Source organism: Nocardioides okcheonensis, from assembly GCF_020991065.1.
GTDB lineage: Bacteria > Actinomycetota > Actinomycetes > Propionibacteriales > Nocardioidaceae > Nocardioides > Nocardioides okcheonensis.
Genome location: NZ_CP087710.1, coordinates 3336733 through 3361281 on the forward strand (window position 1 = coordinate 3336733; position 24549 = coordinate 3361281).

The following is a 24549-nucleotide window of genomic DNA, read 5'->3' on the forward strand; positions in this document are numbered from 1 at the left end:
TTCTCCGGCCCGGAATGTCGGTGGGACACCGCTCCGAGCGAGGGACCCGGCCGGTCAGCCGACCTCGCCGTCCCCGTCGGCGTCGAGGTCGCCGGTGGGGTCCTCGGCCGTGGGGTCCTCGAGCAGGTCGCCGCCGACCGGGTGTCCCTGCCACGACACCATCTCCCAGCCGGTGTCCGGGTCGCCGTCGAGGACGACCAGCGCGGTGTTGTGCAGCGGCTGGGTGGCCGGGGGAGCGTCGGGGTGCGGGGTCATCCGGGTCGAGACCCACGTCCGCAGCGCGGCCCCGTGGCTGACGACGAGGGCGCACGAGTGGCCCGCGTCCGCGATGGTGCGCACGGCCGCGTCGAAGCGGGCGAGGAACTCCGCGCCCGTCTCGCTCCCGGGCATCCGGCGCTCGAGGTCGCCCTCGAGCCAGGCCGCCACGGTCTCGATGTAGCCGGCGACGGCGTCGTGGTCCTTGCGCATCTCGAAGTCGCCCGCCTGGACCTCCTCGAGGCCGTCGAGCTCGACCGGCCGCAGGCCGCGCGCGAGCGCGGTGGGCGCGGCGGTCTGGTGCGTACGCACCCGGCTCGAGACGTAGACCGCGTCGATCCGCTCGTCGGCCAGCGCCGTCGCGGCCGCCTCGGCCTGGGCGCGTCCGAGGTCGGTCAGGTCGAGCCCTGGGTGGGCGGTGTCGAGCTCGCCCGACACGTTGCCGTGGGTCTGGCCGTGGCGCATGAGCAGCAGTCGCACTGCGGGGGTCTCCTCGGGTGGATCGGGGATCAGGAGTTGAACTGCGAGGTCTTGGACGAGGCGAGCTCGATCGCCTGCTCGAGCGGGATCGTCTCGAGGCCCTCCTCGATGTCGGTGCCGAGGCCGCTGACCTCGGTGCCGCGCTCGAGCGGGACCAGGGTGTGCACCAGCCGGTCCTCGTAGGCGTGGATCATCGTGAACGACCGCCCGGCGTCGACGCCGGAGACGAAGCGGTCGACCGGCGCCGGGTCGATCGTGTAGCAGCTCGCCGAGGCGACCGAGACCGGGACGCCGGCGAAGGTGGACCAGGTCGTCAGGTGCAGGTGCCCGGCGAGGATGCCGCGGACGTCGGTGCCGGCGACGACGTCGGCCAGCGACTGCTGGTCGCGCAGCTCGATCAGCTCGGCGGCGCGGAGCATCGGCACCGGCAGCGGCGGGTGGTGCATCGCCAGCAGGGTGCCGTGCTCGGCGGGCGTCGCGAGGACGTCGGCCAGCCAGGCCAGCTGGTCGGGCGTCAGCTCGCCGTGGTGGTAGCCCGGGACGCTCGTGTCGAGCGCCACGACCCGCAGCCCGTCGACGTCGTGGACCCGGTCCTGGCAGCCGTCGTCGTCGGAGTCGAAGAGCGCCCGTGCGAACGGCTCGCGCTCGTCGTGGTTGCCCATCGTCCACACGACGGTGGCGCCCATCTGGGCCGCGGCCGGCTCGACGACGGAGCGGAGGGTGGCGTACGCCTCCGGCTCGGCGCGGTCGGCGAGATCTCCGGTGAAGACGATGACCTGGGGCGCCGGGCGGACGGCCGCGAGCCGCTCGAGCGCGCGCCGCAGGTGGGCGGTGTTGTCGACGACGCCGTAGTGCAGCTCGCCGCCGCCGAGGAGGTGCGGGTCGGAGAGGTGCGCGACGACGTGGCGCGGAGGGGCGTACTGGCCGAGCTGTCTCACGCCGGCCAGCCTAGGGCCCGGGTCAGCGGGCGGGCAGCACCCGCCCGGTGACCTCGCCGAGGGTGATCCGGCCGCCGAGGGCGCCCGGCGCGGAGTAGCGCAGGGTCACCTCGTCGCCGTCCTCGAGGAAGGTGCGCTCGCGCCCCGCGGCCGTGAACGGCTCCTTGCCGCCCCAGCTGAGCTCGAGCAGCGAGCCGCGCTGGTCGCGCTCGGGGCCGGAGACGGTGCCCGAGCCCCACAGGTCGCCGGTGCGCAGGCTCGCGCCGTTGACGGTGGTGTGCGCCAGCATCTGGGCCGGCGACCAGTACATCGTCCGGTAGGGCGGTCGGGCGACGACCTCGCCGTCGAGGACCACCTCGACGTCGATGTCGAGGCCGGCCGGGCCCTCGACGCGGAGGTAGTCGAGCACCGGCGGGTCGTCCTGGCCGGGCAGGTCGGTCCAGGCGGCCGCGAGCGCCGCCAGCGGGGTGACCCACGCGCTGATCGACGTCGCGAACGACTTGCCGAGGAACGGGCCGAGCGGGACGTACTCCCACGCCTGGACGTCGCGGGCCGACCAGTCGTTGAGCCCGACGACGCCGAAGGTGTGCCGCGCGAAGTCGGCGGTCGCGACCCGCTCGCCCATGGCCGACGGCACGCCGACGACGAAGCCGAGCTCGGCCTCGATGTCGAGGCGCTGCGAGGGGCCGTAGGTCGGGAGGTCGTCGGTGGGTGCCTTGCGCTGGCCGCAGGGGCGCACCACGTCGGTGCCGGAGACGACGACCGTGCCGGAGCGTCCGTGGTAGCCGACGGGCAGGTTCTTCCAGTTCGGCAGCAGCGGCTCGGCGTCGGGACGGAACATCCGTCCGACGTTGGACGCGTGGTGCTCGGAGGCGTAGAAGTCGACGTAGTCGCCGACCTCGAAGGGCATCCGCATCGTCACCGAGTCGACCGGGGCGAGCGCCGGCTCGACGAGGTCGCGCTCGGTCTGGTCGGTCAGCAGGCCGCTGATCCACGCGCGGGTCGAGTCCCACACGGCGGGTCCGGCCGCCATGAACGGGTTGAGCGTCGGCTGGTCGAAGAGCGCGTGGGTGTCGACCATGTCGGCCGCGGCGACGACGCTCAGGTCGAGCACCTGGTCGCCGATCCGGACCGCGACGCGGGGGCGCTCGCCGGATCGGGCGAACACGCCGTAGGGCAGGTGGTCGACGTCGAAGCCGGAGCCGGCAGCCGACTCGACCCAGGTGGGCCGGTGGGGGAGGGGCGGGGTGCTCATGGCTGCTCCGTGGGGTCGGTGAGGAGTCCGAGGGCGATCAGGTCGTCGCGCGGCTCGATGACCGAGCACGAGCCGAAGGAGGTCATCCAGCGGCGGGCCGACGACAGGTCGGTGGCGGCCAGCGCGGCGCCGTCGCGCTGCTCGAGCACGTCGGTCGCGTCGGCCACGGACCCACCGTCCCAGAGCAGCTGGGTCGCGGCCAGCAGGTTGAGGAAGCCGTGCGCGCCGCCGCCCTCGGGGTCGTGGCGTACGGCGCGGTGCAGGCCGGCGGTCGCCTTGAAGGGTGTCTCCCGGTCGAGCGCCGCGTCCACCCAGGTGGCGACCGTGGCGGCGTCGGGCACGAGGTCGTGGTCGACGTTGCCCAGCCTGAGCTTGAGCCGGTGGCCGAGCGCGGCCACCTCGTCGGCGGCGGCCAGCCAGGCGGGGGTCGCGGGCCCGGGGACCTCGATGAACAGCGGTACGTCGATCTCCGCGGCGCGCGCGGCGGCGTCGACGCGGCGCACGTTGCCGACCAGGTCGTCGGGGTCGCGCAGCGCGATCTCCACCGCGGCGACGTCGAGGCCGAGGCGGGCCGCGGCACCGAGCGGTCCGGCGAGCTGTCCGGCGCCTCCGGTCACCACGACCGACAGCGGCGCCCCGAACCCGCGGACCAGGGGCAGGTCGGTGTCGCGGAGCACGAAGGTGCCGACCAGGTCGGCCCACCACTCCCCGGCGCGGGCGGCGTGGGCCGCGGTCGCGTCGTGCAGCGGCGCGTCGCCGGGCGGGAAGATCGCGGCGTCGTCGACCAGGCCGCGCCAGGGGTCGGTCACGAGGGGTGCGGGATCGGGGGTCACGGGGCTACTCTAGCCACCAGATAGCGGACGGAAACGTCCGATGATCGGACGGACGGAGCGGATCCATGGCCCACTACCGAGCACTCGGACGGCTGCCGCGGCAGCGTCACACCCAGCTGCGCGACGACGACGGCCACCTCTTCCGCGAGGAGCTGATGGGCGAGGAGGGCTTCTCCTCGGACTCCTCGCTGCTCTACCGCCGCGGCGTCCCGAGCGCGATCGTCGACAGCCAGGTCTGGGAGCTGCCCGACCAGTCGCGCACGCCCAACCACCCGCTCAAGCCCCGCCACCTCAAGCTGCACGACCTGCCCTTCCCGGGGGAGGGCCGCGGGTCGTGCCCGGTCGAGGGACGCCGGCTCGTGCTCGGCAACAACGACGTCCGGATCGCCTACGTCGTGACCGGCACCGAGGCGTCCCCGCTCTACCGCAACGCGATCGGCGACGAGTGCGTCTTCGTCGAGTCGGGCTCCGGCACCGTCGAGACCGTCTTCGGCGTGGTGCCCTACCGCGCCGGTGACTACGTCGTGGTGCCGCGCGCCACCGACCACCGCTGGGTTCCGGCCGAGCCGTCGCGGCTCTACGCGATCGAGGCCAACTCCCACATCCACCCGCCCAAGCGCTACCTCTCCCGCTTCGGCCAGCTGCTCGAGCACGCTCCCTACTGCGAGCGCGACCTGCACGGGCCGAGCGAGACGTTCGAGGCGGAGGGCACCGACGTCGAGGTGCTGGTCAAGCACCGCACCAGCGCCGGCGTCGTCGGCACCCGGTTCACCTACGCCACGCACCCCTTCGACGTGGTCGGGTGGGACGGCTGCCTCTACCCGTACACGTTCAACATCGAGGACTACATGCCGATCACCGGCAAGGTCCACCAGCCGCCGCCGGTCCACCAGGTCTTCGAGGGCTGGAACTTCGTGATCTGCAACTTCCTGCCCCGCAAGGTCGACTACCACGACCTCGCCATCCCGGTGCCGTACTACCACTCCAACGTCGACTCCGACGAGGTCATGTTCTACGTCGGCGGCGACTACGAGGCCCGCAAGGGCTCCGGCATCGGCATCGGGTCGATCAGCCTGCACCCGGGCGGCCACGCCCACGGCCCGCAGCCGAGCGCGATCGAGGCGTCGCTGGGGGTGCAGTACTTCGAGGAGTCGGCCGTCATGGTCGACACCTTCGCCCCGCTCGAGCTCGGTGAGGGCGGCCGCGCGGTCGAGGACCCGGCCTACGCCTGGACCTGGGCGGGCCGCGGTCCCGACTCCGCCGGCGGCGACGGCGGGCCGGCGGTCTACAGCAACTCCTGACCCTCCCCGCGGGCGTTCCCGCCCCTTCGGGTGGTCACTAGCGTCGACGGCATGACGACCTCCGGCGCCACGCTGCCTCCGTACGTCTTCCTCCTCTTCGGTGCACGGGGCGACCTGGCCGCACGCAAGCTCTTCCCCGGCCTCTACCGGCTCGCGGCCGCCGGACGACTGCCCGACGACTACGCCGTGATCGGCAGCGGGCGGCACTCGCCCGGCAGCGACGACGACTTCCGCGACGAGGTCCGCGACGGGCTGCGCGAGAGCGTCGACGACCTCGACGACGACCTGGTGCGCGACCTGCTCGGGCGGGTCACCTTCCGCACCTCCGACGCCGACGACGGCTCCGACCTCGCCGACCACGTGCGCGAGGTCGAGGAGTCGCTGGGGGGCGACGGCGAGGTGAGCCGGCTCGTCTACCTCTCCGTCCCGCCGACCGCGATGTCCGGGATGGTCGCCATGCTCGGCCGCGAGGGCCTCGCCGAGCGGGCGCGGCTGGTCATCGAGAAGCCGTTCGGCCTCGACCTCGAGTCGTTCGAGGAGCTCGACCACGACGTCCACGAGGTCTTCGACGAGGAGCAGGTCTTCCGCATCGACCACTTCCTCGGCAAGGAGGCCGTGCAGAACCTGCTCGCGCTGCGCTTCGCCAACGCCCTCTTCGAGCCGGCCTGGGACCGGCGCAGCATCGCCTCGGTGCAGGTCGACGTCCCCGAGACGCTGGCGATGGAGGGCCGCGGCTCGTTCTACGAGTCGACCGGCGCCCTGCGCGACATGGTGTCCACCCACCTGTTCCAGATCCTCGGCGCGGTCGCGCTGGAGGACCCGGGGGAGTGGTCCGCCGCCGCGGTGCGGCGGGCGCGCGCCGCGGTCTTCCGGGACGTACGCCCCCTCGACCCGTCGCGCGTCGTGCTCGGGCAGTACGACGGCTACCGCGAGGAGGACGACGTCGACGAGGACTCCGACGTGGAGACCTTCGTCGCGCTGGAGGCGTTCGTCGACAACGACCGCTGGCGGGACGTGCCGTTCCTGATGCGCACCGGGAAGGCGATGGCCGAGACCCGGCGCACGGTGACGCTGCGTTTCCGCCAGCCCGACTCGACCGTGTTCGCCCCCGTGCCCGCGGTCGACGAGCTGGTGCTCGAGCTGACCGACGAGGCGCAGGTGCACGTCGACCTGCTCGGCAAGCGGCCCGGGCCCGAGATGGACCTCGCGCCCGCGACGATGCGCCTCGACCTCGGCGAGGAGCTGCCCGACGACGACCCGCTGGAGGCCTACGAGCGGCTGCTGCTCGACGTGATGGAGGGCGACCACACGCTCTTCGCCCACGCCGACGAGACCCGGCGGCTGTGGGAGGTCTGCCAGCCGGTCCTCGACGACCGCCCGGACCCGCTGCCGTACGACCAGGGGTCGTGGGGGCCGCGCGAGGCGCTCGACCTGCCGCAGGGCGGGTGGCGGCTCGGGGGCGAGGGTGCCTGAGCGCGACGCTCCCCGCATCGCCGACCACGGCCTGGTCGGGGACCTCCGCACCGCCGCGCTGGTGGCCACCGACGGCACCATCGACTGGTTCTGCCCCGGGCGCTTCGACGCGCCCAGCGTCTTCGCGTCGGTGCTCGACCCCGACGCCGGCGCGTGGCGGCTCGGCCCCGACGACCCCGAGGCGCGCAGCCAGCAGTACTACCACCCCGAGACCAACATCCTCGTCACGCGCTTCATGACCGAGCGGGGCGTGGTCGAGGTGCAGGACTTCATGCCGGTGCTGCGGGCCCACGATCCGGACCACCACCAGCGCCTGGTCCGGCGGGTGGTCGGGCTGCGGGGGTCCGTCGACCTCTACATGCACATGGCGCCGCGGCCCGACTACGGCGAGACCGACCCCGACCTCGACGTGCACGACGGCGTCGTCCGGTTCGCCGACGGCGACGTGCACCTCGCCCTGTCCAGCACCGCCGACCTCGAGGTCGAGGACCACGCGGCGACCGCCCGGCTCGCGCTCGGCGCCGGCGAGGCCGTGCTCTTCGTGCTCGAGGTGCTCGCCCCCGGCGAGGAGTCGCGGGGCTGCTGCGAGGACGACGTCGAGGAGCTCTTCGACGCCACCGCCGCGTTCTGGCGCGGGTGGCTCGCGCAGAGCACGTACACCGGTCGCTGGCGCGAGTGGGTCGACCGCTCCGCGCTCACCCTCAAGCTGCTGTGCCACGAGCCCAGCGGCGGGATCGTCGCGGCCCCGACGACCAGCCTGCCCGAGACGATCGGCGGCTCGCGCAACTGGGACTACCGCTACGTCTGGGTCCGCGACGCCGCGTTCAGCGTCTACGCGCTGCTCAGGCTCGGGTTCACCGACGAGGCCTCGGCCTTCGTCCGGTTCCTGTCCGAGCGCCTCGGCGAGGCCGCGGACGACGGCGACGAGGCCGAGCGGCTCGGACCGCTGCGGGTGCTCTACGACCTCGACGGGGGGATCCCGCACGAGCGCGAGCTCGACCACCTCGCCGGCCACCGCGGCTCCCGCCCGGTCCGGGTCGGCAACCAGGCCGTCGACCAGCTCCAGCTCGACGTCTACGGCGAGCTGATCGACTCGGTCTACCTCTACGACAAGCACAGCCGCGGCATCAGCCACGACGCGTGGACCGACCTGACCCGCATCGTCGGCTGGCTGACCGACAACTGGGACCGGCCCGACGCCGGCATGTGGGAGATCCGCGGCGAGCCGCGCACCCACACCACCTCGCTGGTCATGTGCTGGGTCGCGGTGGAGCGGATGATGCGGATCGCGCGGCGCCGCGGCCTGCCCGGCGACCTCTCCGCGCTGGCGGCGACCCGGGACGCGATCTACGAGCGGGTGATGACCGACTGCTGGAACGACGAGCTCGGCGCGTTCACCGCGTTCGCCGGGGGCGACGTCCTCGACGCCGGGACGCTGCTGATGCCGATGGTGAAGATGGTGGCCCCGGACGACCCGCGCTTCCTCTCCACGCTGGCGATCGTCGAGGAGCGGCTGGTCACCGACAGCCTGGTGCTGCGCTACGACGCCGAGACGTTCGACGACGGCGTCGGGGACGGCGACGGCGACGAGGCCGGAGAGGGCACGTTCTCGCTCTGCTCGTTCTGGTACGTCGAGGCGCTCACCCGCTCCGGGCGGCTGGACGACGCGCGGCTGGCGCTGGAGAAGATGTTCACCTACGCCAACCACCTCGGGCAGTACGCCGAGCAGGTCGGCCTCAACGGCGAGCAGCTCGGCAACTTCCCGCAGGCGTTCACCCACCTGAGCCTGGTCAGCGCCGTGATCAACCTGGACCGTAGCCTCAGCCGGTGACCTCGCCGACCGACACCGTCCCGCAGGATCGCTCCCTCCGGGTCGCGATCGGCATCCCGCTGGTGCTGGCGATGCTGTCGATGATCGGCCCGTTCAGCATCGACACGCCGTTCCCGGCGTTCACCTCGATGGGCCGTGCGCTCGACGCCTCGACCGGCCAGCTCCAGCTCGTCGTCACCGCCTACATGCTCGCCTTCGCGGCGATGAGCATCTTCCACGGGCCGCTGTCCGACGCCGTCGGCCGGCGCCCGGTCATCCTGGGCTCGCTCGGGGTCTACGCCGTCGCGTCGGTCGCCTGCGCGTTCGCCACCTCCCTCGAGCTGCTGCTGCTCGGGCGGGTCGTGCAGGGCCTGGCCGCCGGCGGTTCGACGATCGTGAGCCGTACCGTGATCCGCGACCTGTTCGAGGGCCGCGAGGCGCAGCGGATGATGAGCCAGGTCGCGGTGATCTTCGGCGTCGCGCCCGCGATCGCCCCGGTCGTCGGCGGGCTGCTGGTCCAGGTCGGTCCGTGGCAGACCGTGTTCTGGGCGATGGCCGTGCTCGCGCTGGTGCTGGTGGCGGCCTGCGCCCTGCTGCTGCCGGAGAGCCACCCGCCGGAGCGGCGTACGCCCCTGCGCGTCGGCGCGGTCCTCGGCGGGCTCGCCGCCGTGGTCCGGGTGCCGGCGTTCCACCGGATGGCCTGGGCCGGCACCTTCGTGTTCGGCGCGCAGTTCCTCTACATCGGCGGCGCCTCGATCTTCGTCGTGGACCTGCTCGGCGAGGGCGAGCTCGACTTCTGGAAGCTGTTCGTGCCGATGATCGGCGCGATGGTCGTCGGCTCGATCGGCAGCGGCCGCTACGGCCGGCTGGTCTCCAGCAGCCGGCTCGTGTCGATCGGCTACGCCGTCAGCACGGCCGGTGCCCTGCTCGGGGTGGCGGTCGCGCTCACGCCGGCCGGCGAGGTGCTGCCGTGGGCGGTCGTCGGGGTGTCGCTGATCGCCTTCGGCAACGGTCTGGCCTACCCCAACATCCAGCTCCTGATGCTCGACCTGGTGCCGACCCGGCGCGGCGCGGTGATGTCGGCGGCGTCCTTCGTGACCCTCGTCTTCAACGCGGCCAGCGCGGCGCTGCTCGCGCCCTACGCCGGCCGCTCCGTCCTCGGCTTCGCCGTGGCCGCCGCGGTCTGCGTGGTGCTGGGCTGGGCCTGCTGGCGCTCGCACCAGCGCGCCTCCCGCGCCTGAGCCCGCCACTGCCCGAGCGGTGCGTGAGGGGGATTCCCCGTTCGGGAAACCCGCCTCACGCACCGCCACGGGTGCGGCGACGAGGGCGTCAGCGCATCAGTACTGCGCGTCCTGCTCGACGCGGGCCCGGGCCTGCTGGGCCTGCTCGGTCACGCTCGGCGCGGCGGCCGCGTGCTGCTTGATGCGCGGGGCCTCCTCCTCGGCCTTGGTGAGGTAGCCCTCCCAGCGCTGCTGCATGGGACGGACCAGGCCGCCGCCGACGCCGACGATGATCACGCCGGCGACCGTGGCGAGGATCGCGACCAGGACGGGGGTGGTGACGGTGGTGGCGACGCCGACCTGGTTGAGCGCGGCGACGATGCCGAGGAACAGGATGAAGATCGACGCGACGTTGGCGACCGTGCGGCCGTAGGACAGGCCGCCGAGGGTGCCCTCGACGAGGGTCTTGACCGCGGCCGCGATGGCCGAGGCGACGACGATGATGATGATCGCCACGATCAGGCTCGGGAGGAACAGGATGACGCGCTCGATCAGGTCGCTGATCGGGTTCGGGCCGAAGACGCCGAAGGCGAGCTGCAGCACGAAGAGCATGAGCGTGTAGTAGATGAGCTTGGCGACCACGTCGCTGGCGTCCATCTTCGAGTTGGCCAGCGCCTTCTTCACGCCGCCGCGCTCGACGGCGCGGTCGAAGCCGACGCGCTCGAGCACCGCGTCCAGCGCCTTGGCGATGCCCTTGGCGACGAGCAGTCCGACGATGAGGACGATCAGGAACAGCAGCAGCTTCGGCACGAAGTCAGAGATGACGGCGATGCCGTCGCTGACGCCGTCCTCGAGGGTGTCTTGCATGGTGGGGCCTTCCTAGGCGGGGCGGGCGAGGTGCGCGCCCGTCGGTTTACGTTGTAAACAGACCACGGCCGCTCCCTGCGCGGCAACCTCCGCCGCTCCCAGGGGTGAGGTCGGTGCCCCGCGTCTGGCTACAGTCGGGAGCACCGCGCGCCCCACCGGGGCGGCCCTGCCGCGAGGAGAGGGATGACGTCCGCCGACCGTCCCGGAGGCCCGGGGGACCCCGACCTGGCCGCGATCGCGGGCGACCCGCTGCCGTCCGAGCGGCAGCCGCTGTCCACCGAGCGGATCGTCGACGCCGCGGTCGCGTTCATCGACGAGCACGGCCTGCCGGGCCTGACGATGCGTCGCCTCGGGACCGAGCTGGGCGTCGAGGCGATGGCGCTCTACCGCTACGTCCCCGGCAAGGAGGACCTGCTCGACGCCGTCGTGGACCGGATGATCGCCCGCATGCGCGCCGACGCCGACGTCCTCGACGAGCCGCGCGACGGCTGGCAGGACTTCCTGGTGCGGCTCGCGCACGGCGTCCGGCGGATCGCCCTGGAGCACCCGAAGGCGTTCCCGCTGGTCGCCTCACGACCGCCGGAGGCCCCGTGGCTGCGGCCGCCGCTGCGCAGCCTCGACTGGGTCGAGGTCTTCCTCACCGGCCTCCTGTCGGAGGGGTTCACCGACGAGGCCGCGGTCGCCGCCTACCGCGCCTACACCAGCTTCCTGCTCGGCCACCTGCTCCTCGAGGTCGCCAACCACGGCGCCGACGTGGGCCCGCTCGACGTGCTGGACGACGAGCAGGGCACCCCCGAAGGCCTCGACGCGTACCCGACGGTCCAGCGGCTGCGTGCCGCGCTGTCCCAGGACCGGGCCGCGGTCGAGTTCGAGGAGAGCCTGGAGGGCCTGCTCGACCGGATGACGCTGCTGCGCAACGAGCACCTGGCCTGAACGCGGCTACGAGGTCCAGGCGCGCCAGAGCCCGGCGTACTCGCCGTCGAGGTCGATCAGCTCGTGGTGGCTGCCGAGCTCGACGATCCGCCCGTCGATCACCACCGCGATCCGGTCGGCGTCGTGGGCGGTGTGCAGCCGGTGCGCGATCGCGACGACCGTACGTCCCTCGAGCAGGCTGTTCATCGAGCCCTCGAGGGTGCGCGCGGTGCGCGGGTCGATCAGCGAGGTCGCCTCGTCCAGCACGAGGGTGTGCGGGTCGGCGATGATCAGCCGGGCGAGCGCGACCTGCTGGGCCTGCGCGGGGGTGAGCGCCTGGCGGCCCGAGCCGATGGTGGTGTCGAGGCCGTCGGGCAGCCGCTCGACCCAGCCGAGCGCACCGACGGCGCGCAGCGCCTCGCGCACGGCGTCGTCGGAGGAGTCCTCGCGCGCCAGCACGACGTTGTCGCGCACGGTGCCGATGAAGACGTGGTGCTCCTGGGTCACCAGCGCGACCTCGGTGCGCAGCACCTCGAGCGGCAGGTCGACGAGGTCGACGCCGCCGACCCGGGCCGTCCCGGTGCGGGGGCGGTTGATGCCGGCGAGGAGGCGACCGAGCGTCGACTTGCCCGAGCCGCTCGGCCCGACCACCGCGAGCCGCTCGCCGGTGCGCAGGCGCAGGTCGACGCCGTGCAGCACGTCGTGGCCCTCGCGGTAGGCGAAGCGCAGGTCCTCGCCGACCAGCTCGACGCCGTCGGGGAGCCGGTCGCCGGGCTCGCGGTCCGGCGGGACCTCGGCGATGCCGAGCAGGCGGCTGGTCGACGCCGCGCCGACCTGCAACCGGTCGACCTCGCCGATCACGGCGTCGAGCGGCTCGCCCAGCGCGACGACGTAGAGCATCGCTGCGGTGATCTGGCCGAGGTCGACCCAGCCCTGGGAGTAGCCCCACGCGCCGACGACGAGCGTCACCACCTGCGGCACCTGGAAGGCGCCGTTGAGCGCGGCGAAGAGCACGTTGCGCAGCGTCATGCCGTAGCGCTCGGCCTGGGCCGAGACCTCGATGTCGTCGCTGCCGGCGCGCACCCGCGCGCCCGAGAGGCCGAGCGCCTCGACGGTGCGCGCGCCCTCGACCGTCTCGGTGAGGGTGGTGTTGATCCGCGAGTACGTCGCGCCCTCGGTGATGTACGCCTTCGGCGCGCGCCGGAGGTAGGTGCGGACCGCGGGGGTGCAGAGCGCGAAGACGACGAGCGCCGGCACCGCGAGCACCAGCGAGTTGAGCAGCATCGCCACGACCGACAGCACGACCGTGAGCAGCGAGATCAGCAGCCGCGGCACGCCCCACTGCACCGAGCGGGCCATGGTGCCGACGTCGCGGGTGACGCGGGTGACCAGGTCGCCGGTGCTGGCGCCCTCGACCCGGCCGACGGGCAGCCGCAGGATCGTGCGCACGACGTACTCGCGCGCGGAGGCGAGCAGGTCCTGGCCGAAGTGGGTGGAGGTCCGCTGGGCGCCGAAGGTGAAGAGCGCCTGCAGCACCACGACGCCGACGACGGTGAGCGCGAGCGCGTCCAGTCCCTCGACGGCGTCGCCCTGCTCGACCCGGTTGACCAGGGCGCCGAGCAGCCGCGGGACGACCAGCGCCGACCCGGCCGCGAGGGCGTTGAGCAGCACGAGCAGCGCGAAGGACCGCTTCTTGCTGCGCACCAGGTCGGCGAAGAAGTGCAGCACGGCGCGGTTGCCCGAGACCGGCCAGCCGCGCACCGGGTTGCGGGACGCGGCATAGACGTCCTCGGCCCGCTGACGGCGCAGGTCGTGGCGCTGCCACAGCGCGTGGTGCCGCTCGCGGACGGTGCCGCCGGTCGGCGGGCGCAGCGCGTCGGGGACCACGGGCGGGTCGTCGGTGCGGTCACGCCAGGTCTCGGCGGAGGTGGCGAGCAGGTCGGTGGTCACCGGGACACCTCCTCGTCGTCGAGCGCGCGGGCGACGACCCGGCGGTAGTCCGGGTCGCCGGCCAGCAGGTCGGCGTGCCGGCCCTCGGCGACGACGGTGCCGTCGTGGAGCAGCACCACGCGGTCGGCGTGGTGCAGCCACAGGGGCGACACGGTCGTCACGACGGTGGTGCGGCCGCGACGGGTCGCCGCGACCCGCTCGGCGACGCGGGCCTCGGTGTGGGCGTCGACCGCCGACGTGGGCTCCACCAGCACCAGCACGGGCGGGTCGGCGGCGACCGCGCGGGCGAGCACGACGCGCTGGCGCTGGCCGCCGGACAGGCCGCGGCCGCGCTCGTCGAGCTGGCCCTGCCAGCCCTCGGGCAGCGCGTCGTAGACGTCCTCGGCGTTGGCCACGCGCAGGGCGTGCTCCGCCTGCTCCCGGGTCAGCCGGCCGTGCGGGTCGACGGCGTCCTGCAGGGTGCCGGCGAAGAGCTGGCTGGACGTGTCGCTCACCAGCACCTGGCGGCGTACGTCGTCGAGCGCGGCGCGCGACAGGTCGACCCCGCCGAGGGTGACGCCCCACTCGCGGGCGGCGCGCTCCTCGTCGAGCGCGGCGATGCGGGCACGCTCCTGCGCGCGGGCGGCGCGGGAGCGGCGGGCGGCGCGACCCTTGAGGCCGTCCTCGTCGTCCGCCGCGACCGGCTCGGTGTCGGCGGGGAGGTAGCGGCCGAGCCGGTCGGCGAGCGCCGCGCTCTGCTCGGGCACCGCGCTGACCACGACCGTCAGCTGGCCCGGCGCGACGGTGAGGCCGCTCGCGGCGTCGTGCAGCGCGGCCGTGCCGTCGAGCGCGACGGCCGACGCGGGGTCGCGCCACGGCGGGCGCTGCTCCATGATCGCGATCGCCTTGCGGGCGCTGACCAGCGACCGGGTGCCCTTCTGGGCGAGCTCGAAGAAGGTGCGGATCGGGCCGACCATGAACAGGCCGTAGCCGAGGAAGGTGATCAGCTCCCCGACCGTCAGCTCGCCGGAGGCGACCTCGCGGGTGCCGAGCCAGACGAGGGCGACGAGGAAGACGCCGGAGAGCAGCACGCCCACGGCCTCGACCGCCGCCTGCCAGATGCCGGCGGCGACGCCGGCCCGCTTCGCCGACTGCGACTGCCGGTCGTAGTTGGTGCCGAAGGTCTGCTCGCCGCCGATGCCGCGGAGGATCCGGAGGCCGGCGACGATGTCGGTCGCGAGCGAGGTCAGGTCGGAGGTGCGCGAGCGCTCGACCTGCTGGCGGCGGTGCAGCGGCCGCAGCAGCGGGAGCGCGGCGCCGAGCAGCACCGGCGCGGCGACGAGGGTGAGCACGCCGAGCTGCCACGACATCGTCAGGACGATAGTGGCGACGGTCAGGTAGGACACCAGCTGGCCGAGCGCCCGCGCCACGATCTCGGTGAGCGCGCCGAACTCGTCGGAGTCGCTGGAGGCGACGCTGAGCACCTCGCCGGTGGGGGAGCGGCGGGGCAGCACGTGCCCCATCTGCGCCACCTTGCGGGTGACCATCTCGAGGGTGCCGTAGAGGCCGACCAGCCAGCTGCGCACCACCAGCGTGTGCGACACGATCCCGAAGACCGCGCCGATGAGGACGACGAGCAGCAGCAGCGCGGCCCACCCGAGGAGCGCGGACGTCGAGCCGCCGACGATGCCCTGGTCGATGGCCCGGCCGAAGATCCACGGGCCCAGCGTCATCGGCAGGAACCACAGGGCGTAGCACAGCGACGAGAGCGCGATGAGCGCCTTCTGCTGCCCCAGCACCCACCGGAGGAAGGCTGCGGGCGAACGGGTGTCGGGGTCCGGGCTGGGCGCGTCGTCGGTGCCGGTGAAGAACGTCGCGACCCGGGGAGGGAAGTCCTGCATGTCGAGGACGACCCTAGGCGGCCGCCCCACACCGGCACGACCCGTTTACGGCCGATGTGGGGCGTGACACGCCACGGTGGGTGCCGGGGTCAGGCGGCGCCGTGCTCCGGGTAGTCGGTGTAGCCCTCGGCGTCGCCGCCGTAGAACGACTCGGGACGCTGGGGGTTGAGCGGCAGGCCCTCGGCGAGCCGGCGCGGCAGGTCGGGGTTGGCGATGAACGTACGCCCGAAGGCGGCGGCGTCGACGAAGCCGGCCTCGAGCAGCCGGTCGGCCTTCTCGCGGTCGTAGCCGCCCGCGCCGACGATCGGGCCGGGGTGGGCCTCGCGCAGCGCGCGCCGGTAGTCGTCGTCGAGCTCGGGGCCCCCTGCCCAGTCGGGCTCGGAGAGGTGCAGGAACGCCAGCTCGCGGCGCCCGAGCTCGCCGGCGACGAACAGCCCGGCCTCGGCCCCCTCGGGGTCCTCGGTGCCGTTGAAGGAGCCGATCGGGGAGATCCGGATCCCGACGCGGTCGGCGGACCAGGCGTCGGCCACGGCGTCGACGACCTCGAGCATCAGCCGGGCCCGGCCGGCCAGCGAGCCGCCGTACTCGTCGTCGCGCTGGTTGGCGTCCGCGGCGAGGAACTGGTGCAGCAGGTAGCCGTGGGCGCCGTGGATCTCGACCAGGTCGAACCCGGCCTCGCGCGCGTTGACGGTGGCCTTGCGGTAGTCGTCGACGACGCGCGGGAGCTCCTCGAGCGCGAGGGCGCGCGGGGTCGGGCACGGCACGCGGGTGGGGCGACCATCCTCGCCGCGCACGGTGGTGCGGTTGCGGTAGGGCACGGCGCTGGCCGAGACCGTCGGCTGCCCGTCGTGGAACGACTCGTGCGAGACCCGGCCGGTGTGCCAGAGCTGGGCGGCGATCAGCCCGCCCGCCTCGTGCACCGCGTCGGTGACCTGCCGCCACCCGGCGACCTGCTCGGCGCTGTGGATGCCGGGGGTGTCCATGTAGCCCTTGCCCTCGGGGCTGATCTGGGTGCCCTCCGACACCAGCAGCCCGGCGCTCGCGCGCTGGACGTAGTAGTCGCGCATGAGGGCGTTCGGGACGTCGCCGGGCGGCGTCGCCCGCATCCGGGTCAGTGGGGCCATGAGGACGCGGTTCGGGATCGTCACCGCGCCGAGGTCGAGGGGTTCGAACAACGAAGGCATGACTGGCGCCAACCGCGGGCGGGGGACCGCTATTCCGGGTGGTTGCCCGGATCACACCGTGGGGCACTATGGGGAGCGTGACGCTCCTCTCCCAGCTGCGAGACGTACCGGCCAGGCTCCGCAACGAGGCCCGGCAGGTGCCCACCCACGACATCGACGAGGACGGCGTCGAGGTCGAGTCGACGTCCCACGCGGCGGCGGGCGCGACGGCGGTCGCGGTCGCCATGCGCCGTGCGATCGGGCAGATGGGCGTGCGCCGCACCGCCTCCACGCTCACCCGCCTCAACCAGGTCGACGGGTTCGACTGCCAGGGCTGCGCCTGGCCCGACCCCGCCCCGGGCCACCGGCACGTCGCCGAGTTCTGCGAGAACGGCGCGAAGGCCGTCGCCGAGGAGGCGACCCGCCAGCACCTCGACCGCGCGTTCTTCGCCGAGCACTCGGTCGAGGACCTCGCCGGGCGCACCGAGTTCTGGCTCGGCAAGCAGGGCCGGATCACCGAGCCGATGGTGCTGCGCCCCGGCGCCACCCACTACGAGCCGATCTCGTGGGACGACGCGTTCGCGACGATCGCCGGCCACCTGCGCCGGCTCGACAGCCCCGACCAGGCGACGTTCTACACCTCGGGCAAGACCTCCAACGAGGCGGCGTTCGTCTACCAGCTCTTCGCCCGCAGCCTCGGCACCAACAACCTGCCCGACTGCTCGAACATGTGCCACGAGTCGTCCGGCTCGGCGCTCAGCGAGACCATCGGCATCGGCAAGGGCTCGGTCAGCCTCGAGGACATCCACCAGGCCAAGCTGCTGCTGGTCGTCGGGCAGAACCCCGGCACCAACCACCCGCGGATGCTGTCGGCGCTGGAGGAGGCCAAGTCCCGCGGCGCGAAGATCATCTCGGTCAACCCGCTCGAGGAGGCGGGCCTGGTCCGGTTCAAGAACCCGCAGAAGCCCAAGGGCCTCGCCGTCGGGACCCCGCTGGCCGACCTGCACCTGCCGATCCGCCTCAACGGCGACCTGGCGTTCTTCCAGGCGATCGGCGCGCTGCTCGTCGAGTGGGACGCCCTCGACCACGACTTCCTCGAGCAGTACACGACCGGCCTCGACGACTACGTCGCCCACGTGGCCGACCTGGACTGGGCCAAGGTCGAGGCCTCGACCGGCCTGACCCGCGAGCAGATCACCGAGGCGGCCCGGATGGTCGCGGACTCGCCGGCCACCGTCACCTGCTGGGCGATGGGCATCACCCAGCACCACAACGCGGTCGGCACGATCAAGGAGATCGTCAACGTCGCGCTGCTGCAGGGCAACATCGGCCGGCCCGGCGCCGGGGTGTGCCCCGTCCGCGGCCACTCCAACGTGCAGGGCGACCGCACGATGGGCATCTGGGAGCGGGTGCCCGACCACTTCCTCGACGCGATCCGCGACGAGTTCGGCTTCGAGCCGCCCCGCGAGCACGGCCTCGACACGGTCGGCTCGATCCAGGCGCTGCGCGACGGCAAGATCCGCGTCTTCTTCGGCATGGGCGGCAACTTCGTCGGCGCCGCGCCCGACACCGAGGCCACCGAGAAGGCCATGCGCAACGCGGCCCTCACCGTGCACGTCTCGACCAAGCTCAACCGCTCCCACGTCGTCACCGGGTCCGAGGCGCTCATCCTCCCGGCGCTCGGCCGCAGCGAGAAGGACCTCACCGGCGGCCGGGTGCAGCGGGTCACGGTCGAGGACTCGATGTCCGCGGTCCACGCCTCCCAGGGCCCGCTCGACCCGCCCTCGGAGCACGTCCGCTCCGAGGTCGACATCGTCTGCTCGATGGCGATCGCCACGCTCGGCGAGGAGTCGCCGGTCCCGTGGGCGGCGTTCCGCGAGGACTACACCGAGATCCGGCGTCGCATCGCCCGGGTGGTGCCCGGCTGCGCGGCGTACGACGAGAAGGTCGACGAGCCCGGCGGGTTCGTCCTGCCGCACCCGCCCCGCGACAACCGGATCTTCGAGACCCCGAGCGGGCGGGCGGTGATCACCTCGACGCCGCTGGACGTGCTCGACGTGCCGCGCGGTCGCTTCCTGCTGCAGTCGATGCGCTCGCACGACCAGTTCAACACCACGATCTACGGCCTCGACGACCGCTACCGCGGCGTCAAGGGCGGACGCCGCGTCGTCTTCGTCAACCCCGACGACCTGCGCGACCTCGAGCTCGCCGACGGTGACCTCGTCGACCTGGTGAGCGAGTGGAAGGACGGCGTCGAGCGCACCGCCCGGTCCTTCCGGGTCGTTCCCTACGACCAGCCGCGCGGCTGCGTCGCGGCCTACTACCCCGAGGCGAACCCGCTCGTCCCGCTCGACTCCACGGCCGAGAAGAGCAACCAGCCGGTCTACAAGTCCGTCGTCGTGCGCATCGAGCGACCGGGCACGACGGGCGGCGCGACGGACGGCGGCTCGCACGGCTCGAGCGACCAGGGCACCGGCTCGATGCGGCAGGACGACCCGCACCACCTGAGCTGAGCCACCCGGGACGTCTCCGACCAAAGTCGGAGCTCGTCCCGGGGGCCGCGCACGGATTGCCGGACGCGGGTACCGTGGCGCTCGATGGTCGCGCAGATCGAGGTGCTCACCTCGCGCGAGGTCCCGCTGGGGGGACCCCGTGCCATGCGCGTGCGCCGTACGCTCCCGCAGCGCCACCGCTCGCTCATCGGCGCCTGGTGCTTCGTCGACCACTTCGGCCCCGACGAGGTCGACCAGACCGGCGGCATGGTCGTGGCGCCCCACCCGCACACCGGGCTGCAGACGGTGAGCTGGCTCTTCGAGGGCGAGATCGAGCACCGCGACTCCGCCGGCAACCACGCGACGGTCCGCCCGGGCGAGCTCAACCTGATGACCTCGGGTCGCGGCATCAGCCACACCGAGGTCTCCACCGACGCCACGACCGTCCTGCACGGCGCCCAGCTCTGGGTCGCGCTGCCCGACGCCACCCGCGACGCCCACCCCGGCTTCCACCACTACGCCCCCGACCCGGTCCGCGGACCGGGCTGGGAGGTGCGGGTCTTCCTCGGCGAGGTGCTCGGGGCGTCCTCCCCGGTCCCCACCCACACGCCGCTGCTGGGCGCCGAGCTGATGCTCGCCCCGGGGCGCACGCTGGAGGTCGAGGTCGACGAGGCCTTCGAGCACGGCGTGCTGCTCGACGTCGGGGTGATCGAGGTCGAGGGCGCCGAGGTCAAGCCGAGCGACCTGGCCTACGTCCCGCACGGGCGCCGCACGCTCACCGTCACCGCCCACGAGGAGGCGCGGCTGCTGCTGCTCGGCGGCCCGCCCTTCGGCGAGGCGATCGTGATGTGGTGGAACTTCATCGGCCGCTCCCACGACGAGGTCGCGGGCCACCGCCGCGCGTGGATGGAGCAGGTCGAGGGCGGCCTGACCGACGGTCGGTTCGGCCTGGTCGACACCGACCTGGAGCCGATCCCCGCGCCCGTGCTCCCCAACGTGAGGCTCAAGGAGCGCCGCTGACCCGGTGTCGGTGACGTGCGCGAGGATGCACGCATGGACGCGAGGGGTGCCGTGATCGGCGACGACGGTGTGGCCCGCTGCCCGTGGGCCACCTCCGACCCGGTCAACGCGGCCTACCACGACACCGAGTGGGGGCTGCGGGTCGCGGGCGAGGCGGCCCACCTCGAGCGGCTCACCCTCGAGGCGTTCCAGTCCGGGCTCTCCTGGCGCACGATCCTCGACAAGCGCCCCGCCTTCCGGGCGGCGTTCGCCGGCTTCGACGCCGACCGGGTCGCGGACTTCGGACCCGACGACGTCGCCCGGCTGATGGCCGACGCCGGCATCGTCCGCAACCTGCGCAAGGTCGAGGCCGCGATCACCAACGCCCGCGCCACCGTCGCGCTGCGGGAGCAGGGCGGGCTCGAGGCGTTCATCTGGTCCTTCCGTCCCGACCCGGGCCCCGCGCCGCGGACGACCGCGGACGTGCCGACGACCTCCCCGGAGTCGGTGGCGCTCGCGAAGGCGCTGAAGAAGGCCGGGTTCGCCCATGTCGGCCCCACCACGATGTACGCCCTGATGGAGGCGATCGGGCTGGTCGACGACCACCTCGCCGACTGCCACCGGCGTGGTTGTGCGGGCTGACCCCTCGCCCTAGCCTCGCGCCATGACGCGCGTGCACGCCTTCACCGACGACGCCCTCGCCGACCTCGACGCGACCGGCCTGGTCGAGGCGCTCCGCGCCGGCCGGGTCTCGGTCCCGGAGGTCGTCGAGGCGGCCATCGCCCGCACCGAGCAGGTCGACGCCCGGCTCGGCGCGGTGGCCCACGCCGCCTACGACCGGGCGCGCGAGGAGGCCCGCCACCCGCGCGGCGGCTTCTTCGCCGGCGTCCCGACGTTCGTGAAGGACAACTGCGACGTCGCCGGCATGCCCACCCAGCACGGCACCGACGCCTTCACCGCGACCCCGGCGGCCGCCGACGGCGACTTCGCCCGGATGTACCTCGCCACGGGACTGGTCCCGCTCGGCAAGACCCAGCTCTCCGAGTTCGGGTTCTCCGGCGCCGCCGACCACGTCCGGCTCGGGCCCGTGCGCTCGCCCTGGAGCACCGACCACTACGCCGGCGCCTCCTCGGCGGGGTCCGCCGCGCTGGTCGCCGCGGGTGCGGTCCCGATCGCGCACGCCAACGACGGCGGGGGATCGATCCGGATCCCCGCCGCCGTCAACGGGCTGGTCGGGCTCAAGCCCACCCGCGGACGGCTCGCACAGGACCGGATGATGCGCGACATGCCGGTGCGGATCGTCTCGGACGGCGTGCTGACCCGCAGCGTCCGCGACACGGCCGCGTTCTACCGCGAGGCCGAGAAGGTGTGGCGCAACCCGGTCCTCGCCCCGGTCGGCGACGTCACCCGGCCGAGCCGCGCACGGCTGCGGGTCGCCGTGGTGACCCAGGGCATCGGCCGCGACTGCAGCCCGGAGGTGAGGGACCTCACGCTGCGCACGGCGGCGATCCTCGAGCGCCTCGGCCACCACGTGGAGGAGGTCGACAACCCGGTCCCAGCGAGCTTCCCCGACCACTTCGTGCGGTTCTGGTCGCTGCTCGCGCTCGTCATCGTCCGCCGCGGGCAGAAGGACTTCGGCCCGACCTGGGACCCGAGCCGGCTCGACAACCTGACCCTCGGCCTCGCGCGGCACGCGGCCCGCAACCTGCACAAGCAGCCGTTCTCGATCGCGGTGCTGCGCGCCTCGTCGCGGCTCGCTGCCCGCCACCGGGCGTCGTACGACGTGACGCTGACCCCGACGCTCGCCACCGAGACGCCCCTGGTCGGGCACCTGCGCCCCGACCAGGACTACGACGAGGTGATGGGCCGTCTGATGGACTGGGTGGCCTTCACGCCGCTGCAGAACGCGACCGGTGAGCCGGCCATCTCGCTGCCCCTCGCGACGACCTCCTCGGGCCTCCCGCAGGGCATGATGCTGGGCGCCGGAGCGGGCCGCGAGGCACGCTTGCTCGGGCTCGCCCACGAGCTCGAGGAGGCCGTCGGATGGGCCCGGATCCAGGCCTCCTGACGACCGGCGGCCACCCGATTTCGCATCACGTCGGGGCGTGTGTATCGTTCTCCGTCGTTGCCCCTTTAGCTCAGTCGGCAGAGCGTCTCCATGGTAAGGAGAAGGTCTACGGTTCGATTCCGTAAAGGGGCTCTGGGTCGGACTCCGCGAGGTGTCCGGCTTCCTGCGGCGGGGTAGCTCAGGTGGTTAGAGCACACGGCTCATAATCGTGGTGTCGCGGGTTCGAGTCCCGCCCCCGCTACCACCAGTCCTACACCGCACCACCCGCAAACCCGAGGATCTCCCATGGCCAGCAAGTCTTCTGACGTTCGCCCCAAGATCACGCTCGCGTGCACCGAGTGCAAGGAGCGCAACTACATCACCAAGAAGAACCGGCGCAACGACCCCGACCGGATCGAGCTCAAGAAGTTCTGCCCGCGTTGCCGCAACCACACCGCGCACCGCGAGACCCGCTGACGCTCTCCGTCACCAGCGACCCGCCCGAGCCACTCGGGCGGGTCGCTGTGTTTTCGGCTCGTCCCTCCCGCTCGGGACCAGCTGCGTTTCGACGCGCGGTCGCGAGCTCGCAGGCTCGCTCGCGCGCTTGCTCAACCTCCCGCCCCACGCCGTGCGCTCGTCCCTCGCGCCCCGGACCAGCTGGGTTTCGACGCGCGGTCGCGAGCTCGCAGGCTCGCTCGCGCGCTTGCTCAACCTCCCGCCCCACGCCGTGCGCTCGTCCCTCGCGCCCGGCTAGGGTCGTGACATGCCCGTCGACCCCTCCTTGGTCGGGCGCGCGTTCCCCGCGCCCACGCCGCTGACCGTCACCGCCGAGCGCGTCGCCGACTTCGCCGCCGCCGTCGGCCACCCCGGCGGACCCGGCGTCGTGCCGCCGACCTTCCCGATCGTGCTCGCCTTCGACGCGATGATGGCCTTCTTCGACGCCGAGCAGGTCGACCTGCACCGCATCGTGCACGGCGAGCAGCGCTTCGCCTACGCCCGGCCGCTCGCGGTCGGCGACGAGCTCAGCGCGACCCTCACCGTCACCGGGCTGCGCCAGATCGGCGGCGCCGACATCATCGCCACCGCCTCGGAGATCACCGACGCCACCGGGGCCGTCGTGTGCACCGGCAAGGCGACCCTCGTCCACGGAGGTGCCGCATGAGCCTGCTCGCCGCCGGCGACGCACTGCCGGTCAGGACCTTCACGGTCACCCGCGCCGACCTGGTTGCCTACGCCGCGGCCAGCGGCGACCACAACCCGATCCACCAGGACGAGGACGTCGCCCGCAGCGTCGGCCTCCCCGGCGTGATCGCGCACGGGATGTACACCCTCGCGCTCGTCGGCCGCGCGGTCGCCGAGTGGACCGACGGCGCCGAGGTCGTCGACCTCGGCGCGAAGTTCACCAGCCCCGTCGTGGTGCCCGCCGAGGGCGGCGCCGAGGTGCGCGTCGCCGGCACGGTGAAGTCCGTGGCCGACGGCCTCGCCACGCTGGCCCTGGAGGTCACCTGCGACGGGCAGAAGGTCCTCGGCATGCCGAAGGCCGTCGTCCGTGCCTGACCCGGTGCCGGCCCTGCGCGACCACACCACGCTGCGCCTCGGCGGGCCCGGCCGGGCGTGGGTCCGGGCGACCACCGACGACGAGCTGGTGGGCGCCGTGGCGGACGCCGACGCGGCCGGCACGCCCGTCCTGGTCCTCGCCGGCGGCTCGAACCTCGTCGTGGCCGACGCCGGGTTCGACGGCCTGGTCGTGCAGGTGGCCACCTCCGGCGTGCGCACCGACGCCGGCGACGTCGACGACGCGTCCCCCCGCTGCGGCGGCATCGAGGTCACGGCCGCGGCCGGCGAGGACTGGGACCGCTTCGTGGCGACCGCCGTCGACCACGGCTGGGCCGGGGTCGAGGCGCTGTCCGGGATCCCCGGGGCGGTCGGCTCCACCCCGATCCAGAACGTCGGCGCCTACGGCCAGGACGTGTCCCAGACGATCTCCCGCGTCCGCACCTGGGACCGCGTCGACCGCACCCAGCGCACCTACACCGCCGCCGACTGCGGCTTCGGCTACCGGCACAGCCGGTTCAAGGCAGAGCCGGGACGCCACCTCGTCCTCGACGTCACCTTCCAGCTCCGGGTCGGCGACCTGTCCGGGCCGGTGGCCTACGCCGAGCTCGCGCGCCGCCTCGGGGTGGAGCAGGGCGCGCGCGCCCCGCTCGCCGACGTGCGCGACGCCGTGCTGGCGCTGCGCCGCGGCAAGGGCATGGTCCTCGACGCGGGCGACCACGACACCTGGTCGGCCGGGTCGTTCTTCACCAACCCGGTGCTCGACGCCGCGCAGGCCGCCCGGCTGCCGGACGACGCGCCGCGCTGGGAGCAGCCGGACGGCTCGGTGAAGTCGAGCGCGGCGTGGCTCATCGAGCACGCCGGCTTCGGCAAGGGCCACACGAGCGCGGCGGCGGGGGAGCGGGTCAGCCTGTCGACCAAGCACACGCTCGCGCTGACCAACCGCGGCGGTGCGACCACCGAGGAGCTGCTCGTGCTGGCCCGCGAGGTCCGCGACGGCGTGGGCGAGCGGTTCGGCGTCACCCTCGTCAACGAGCCCGTGACGGTCGGCTGCTCCCTCTGACCGACGTCTGGCCCCCGCCGACCCCTCGGCACACCGACTCGGCACCCCGACCCGGTA

At 73.5% G+C, this 24549-nt stretch carries 21 protein-coding genes and 2 tRNA genes; 15 read left to right on the top strand and 8 right to left on the bottom strand.

The window, feature by feature from the left end; all coding sequences use genetic code 11:
- Positions 1–54 precede the first annotated feature (54 nt).
- Genes LN652_RS16330 through LN652_RS16345 form a run of 4 tightly spaced genes read right to left on the bottom strand, consistent with a single transcriptional unit; the run spans position 55 to position 3761 of the window.
- Positions 55–735 carry a histidine phosphatase family protein gene (locus tag LN652_RS16330; protein ID WP_230441659.1) on the bottom strand — a complete coding sequence of 227 codons (681 nt, stop codon included), beginning with the start codon at positions 733–735 and terminating at the stop codon, positions 55–57.
- A gap of 29 nt (positions 736–764) precedes the next feature.
- Positions 765–1673: a phosphodiesterase gene (locus tag LN652_RS16335; RefSeq protein WP_230441660.1), complete on the bottom strand. Its 909-nt coding sequence runs from the start codon at positions 1671–1673 to the stop codon at positions 765–767.
- A gap of 22 nt (positions 1674–1695) precedes the next feature.
- The gene (fahA, locus tag LN652_RS16340; RefSeq protein WP_230441661.1) at positions 1696–2928 is read right to left on the bottom strand and encodes a fumarylacetoacetase; all 1233 of its coding nucleotides are present in this window, start codon (positions 2926–2928) and stop codon (positions 1696–1698) included.
- Positions 2925–3761 carry a hypothetical protein gene (locus LN652_RS16345; RefSeq protein WP_230441662.1) on the bottom strand — a complete coding sequence of 279 codons (837 nt, stop codon included), beginning with the start codon at positions 3759–3761 and terminating at the stop codon, positions 2925–2927. The genes fahA and LN652_RS16345 overlap by 4 nt, the downstream gene beginning before the upstream one ends.
- Before the next feature lie 65 nt (positions 3762–3826).
- Between LN652_RS16345 and LN652_RS16350 the strand changes: the two genes are divergently transcribed.
- From LN652_RS16350 to LN652_RS16365, 4 genes are read left to right on the top strand one after another with little or no spacing between them, the layout of a single operon-like run.
- Positions 3827–5062, top strand: coding sequence for a homogentisate 1,2-dioxygenase (locus LN652_RS16350; RefSeq protein WP_230441663.1), 1236 nt, complete (start codon positions 3827–3829; stop codon positions 5060–5062).
- 51 nt (positions 5063–5113) lie between these two features.
- Positions 5114–6535 (top strand): glucose-6-phosphate dehydrogenase, encoded by a 1422-nt coding sequence (zwf, locus tag LN652_RS16355; RefSeq protein ID WP_230441664.1) that lies wholly within the window; start codon positions 5114–5116, stop codon positions 6533–6535.
- Positions 6528–8366 (top strand): glycoside hydrolase family 15 protein, encoded by a 1839-nt coding sequence (locus LN652_RS16360; protein ID WP_230441665.1) that lies wholly within the window; start codon positions 6528–6530, stop codon positions 8364–8366. The genes zwf and LN652_RS16360 overlap by 8 nt, the downstream gene beginning before the upstream one ends.
- On the top strand, positions 8363–9586 hold the full coding sequence (locus tag LN652_RS16365) for a multidrug effflux MFS transporter (protein ID WP_230441666.1): 1224 nt from the start codon (positions 8363–8365) through the stop codon (positions 9584–9586). Before LN652_RS16360 ends, LN652_RS16365 begins: the two co-directional genes overlap by 4 nt.
- A gap of 96 nt (positions 9587–9682) precedes the next feature.
- Here the strand turns inward: LN652_RS16365 and LN652_RS16370 are convergent, their stop codons facing one another.
- Entirely contained in the window at positions 9683–10432 is a 750-nt protein-coding gene (locus LN652_RS16370) for a mechanosensitive ion channel family protein (RefSeq protein WP_230441667.1), read from the bottom strand.
- Between the two features lie 183 nt (positions 10433–10615).
- On the opposite strand from LN652_RS16370, the gene LN652_RS16375 reads away from it, so the two are divergent.
- On the top strand, positions 10616–11365 hold the full coding sequence (locus LN652_RS16375; RefSeq protein ID WP_230441668.1) for a TetR/AcrR family transcriptional regulator: 750 nt from the start codon (positions 10616–10618) through the stop codon (positions 11363–11365).
- 6 nt (positions 11366–11371) lie between these two features.
- Here the strand turns inward: LN652_RS16375 and LN652_RS16380 are convergent, their stop codons facing one another.
- From LN652_RS16380 to nemA, 3 genes are all read right to left on the bottom strand, one after another.
- A complete protein-coding gene (locus LN652_RS16380; RefSeq protein WP_230441669.1) occupies positions 11372–13294 on the bottom strand; it encodes an ABC transporter ATP-binding protein in 1923 nt (640 codons plus the stop codon).
- A complete protein-coding gene (locus LN652_RS16385; protein WP_230441670.1) occupies positions 13291–15174 on the bottom strand; it encodes an ABC transporter ATP-binding protein in 1884 nt (627 codons plus the stop codon). The genes LN652_RS16380 and LN652_RS16385 overlap by 4 nt, the downstream gene beginning before the upstream one ends.
- A gap of 89 nt (positions 15175–15263) precedes the next feature.
- Positions 15264–16358, bottom strand: a complete 1095-nt coding sequence (nemA, locus tag LN652_RS16390) for an N-ethylmaleimide reductase (RefSeq protein ID WP_230441671.1) — start codon at positions 16356–16358, stop codon at positions 15264–15266.
- A gap of 77 nt (positions 16359–16435) precedes the next feature.
- Here nemA and LN652_RS16395 point away from each other — a divergent pair, with 77 nt between their 5' ends.
- The 10 genes from LN652_RS16395 to LN652_RS16440 all read left to right on the top strand — a co-directional run bounded on the left by LN652_RS16395 (position 16436) and on the right by LN652_RS16440 (position 24492).
- A complete protein-coding gene (locus LN652_RS16395; RefSeq protein WP_268932192.1) occupies positions 16436–18850 on the top strand; it encodes an FdhF/YdeP family oxidoreductase in 2415 nt (804 codons plus the stop codon).
- A gap of 84 nt (positions 18851–18934) precedes the next feature.
- Complete coding sequence (locus LN652_RS16400) at positions 18935–19849, top strand: pirin family protein (RefSeq protein WP_230441672.1); 915 nt, start codon at positions 18935–18937, stop codon at positions 19847–19849.
- Positions 19850–19882: 33 nt separating this feature from the next.
- Positions 19883–20470, top strand: a complete 588-nt coding sequence (locus LN652_RS16405; RefSeq protein ID WP_230441673.1) for a DNA-3-methyladenine glycosylase I — start codon at positions 19883–19885, stop codon at positions 20468–20470.
- Positions 20471–20492: 22 nt separating this feature from the next.
- Positions 20493–21896 carry an amidase gene (locus tag LN652_RS16410; RefSeq protein WP_230441674.1) on the top strand — a complete coding sequence of 468 codons (1404 nt, stop codon included), beginning with the start codon at positions 20493–20495 and terminating at the stop codon, positions 21894–21896.
- 59 nt (positions 21897–21955) lie between these two features.
- Positions 21956–22028 (top strand) — tRNA-Thr (locus LN652_RS16415).
- Between the two features lie 35 nt (positions 22029–22063).
- Positions 22064–22140 (top strand) — tRNA-Met (locus LN652_RS16420).
- A 41-nt stretch (positions 22141–22181) separates the two neighbouring features.
- Positions 22182–22352, top strand: a complete 171-nt coding sequence (rpmG, locus tag LN652_RS16425) for a 50S ribosomal protein L33 (RefSeq protein WP_090969093.1) — start codon at positions 22182–22184, stop codon at positions 22350–22352.
- A gap of 286 nt (positions 22353–22638) precedes the next feature.
- On the top strand, positions 22639–23037 hold the full coding sequence (locus LN652_RS16430) for an FAS1-like dehydratase domain-containing protein (protein ID WP_230441675.1): 399 nt from the start codon (positions 22639–22641) through the stop codon (positions 23035–23037).
- Positions 23034–23432: a MaoC/PaaZ C-terminal domain-containing protein gene (locus LN652_RS16435; protein ID WP_230441676.1), complete on the top strand. Its 399-nt coding sequence runs from the start codon at positions 23034–23036 to the stop codon at positions 23430–23432. The genes LN652_RS16430 and LN652_RS16435 overlap by 4 nt, the downstream gene beginning before the upstream one ends.
- Positions 23425–24492, top strand: coding sequence for a UDP-N-acetylmuramate dehydrogenase (locus LN652_RS16440; RefSeq protein ID WP_230441677.1), 1068 nt, complete (start codon positions 23425–23427; stop codon positions 24490–24492). The genes LN652_RS16435 and LN652_RS16440 overlap by 8 nt, the downstream gene beginning before the upstream one ends.
- Positions 24493–24549: the final 57 nt, after the last annotated feature.

Coding starts and splice junctions, on each gene's coding strand:
- rpmG (WP_090969093.1), top strand. CDS start 22,182: ATGGCCAGCAAGTCTTCTGACGTTCGCCCCAAGATCACGCTCGCGTGC.
- LN652_RS16385 (WP_230441670.1), bottom strand. CDS start 15,174: ATGCAGGACTTCCCTCCCCGGGTCGCGACGTTCTTCACCGGCACCGAC.
- LN652_RS16435 (WP_230441676.1), top strand. CDS start 23,034: ATGAGCCTGCTCGCCGCCGGCGACGCACTGCCGGTCAGGACCTTCACG.
- nemA (WP_230441671.1), bottom strand. CDS start 16,358: ATGCCTTCGTTGTTCGAACCCCTCGACCTCGGCGCGGTGACGATCCCG.
- LN652_RS16405 (WP_230441673.1), top strand. CDS start 19,883: ATGGACGCGAGGGGTGCCGTGATCGGCGACGACGGTGTGGCCCGCTGC.
- LN652_RS16375 (WP_230441668.1), top strand. CDS start 10,616: ATGACGTCCGCCGACCGTCCCGGAGGCCCGGGGGACCCCGACCTGGCC.
- fahA (WP_230441661.1), bottom strand. CDS start 2,928: ATGAGCACCCCGCCCCTCCCCCACCGGCCCACCTGGGTCGAGTCGGCT.
- LN652_RS16430 (WP_230441675.1), top strand. CDS start 22,639: ATGCCCGTCGACCCCTCCTTGGTCGGGCGCGCGTTCCCCGCGCCCACG.
- LN652_RS16400 (WP_230441672.1), top strand. CDS start 18,935: ATGGTCGCGCAGATCGAGGTGCTCACCTCGCGCGAGGTCCCGCTGGGG.
- zwf (WP_230441664.1), top strand. CDS start 5,114: ATGACGACCTCCGGCGCCACGCTGCCTCCGTACGTCTTCCTCCTCTTC.
- LN652_RS16350 (WP_230441663.1), top strand. CDS start 3,827: ATGGCCCACTACCGAGCACTCGGACGGCTGCCGCGGCAGCGTCACACC.
- LN652_RS16410 (WP_230441674.1), top strand. CDS start 20,493: ATGACGCGCGTGCACGCCTTCACCGACGACGCCCTCGCCGACCTCGAC.
- LN652_RS16370 (WP_230441667.1), bottom strand. CDS start 10,432: ATGCAAGACACCCTCGAGGACGGCGTCAGCGACGGCATCGCCGTCATC.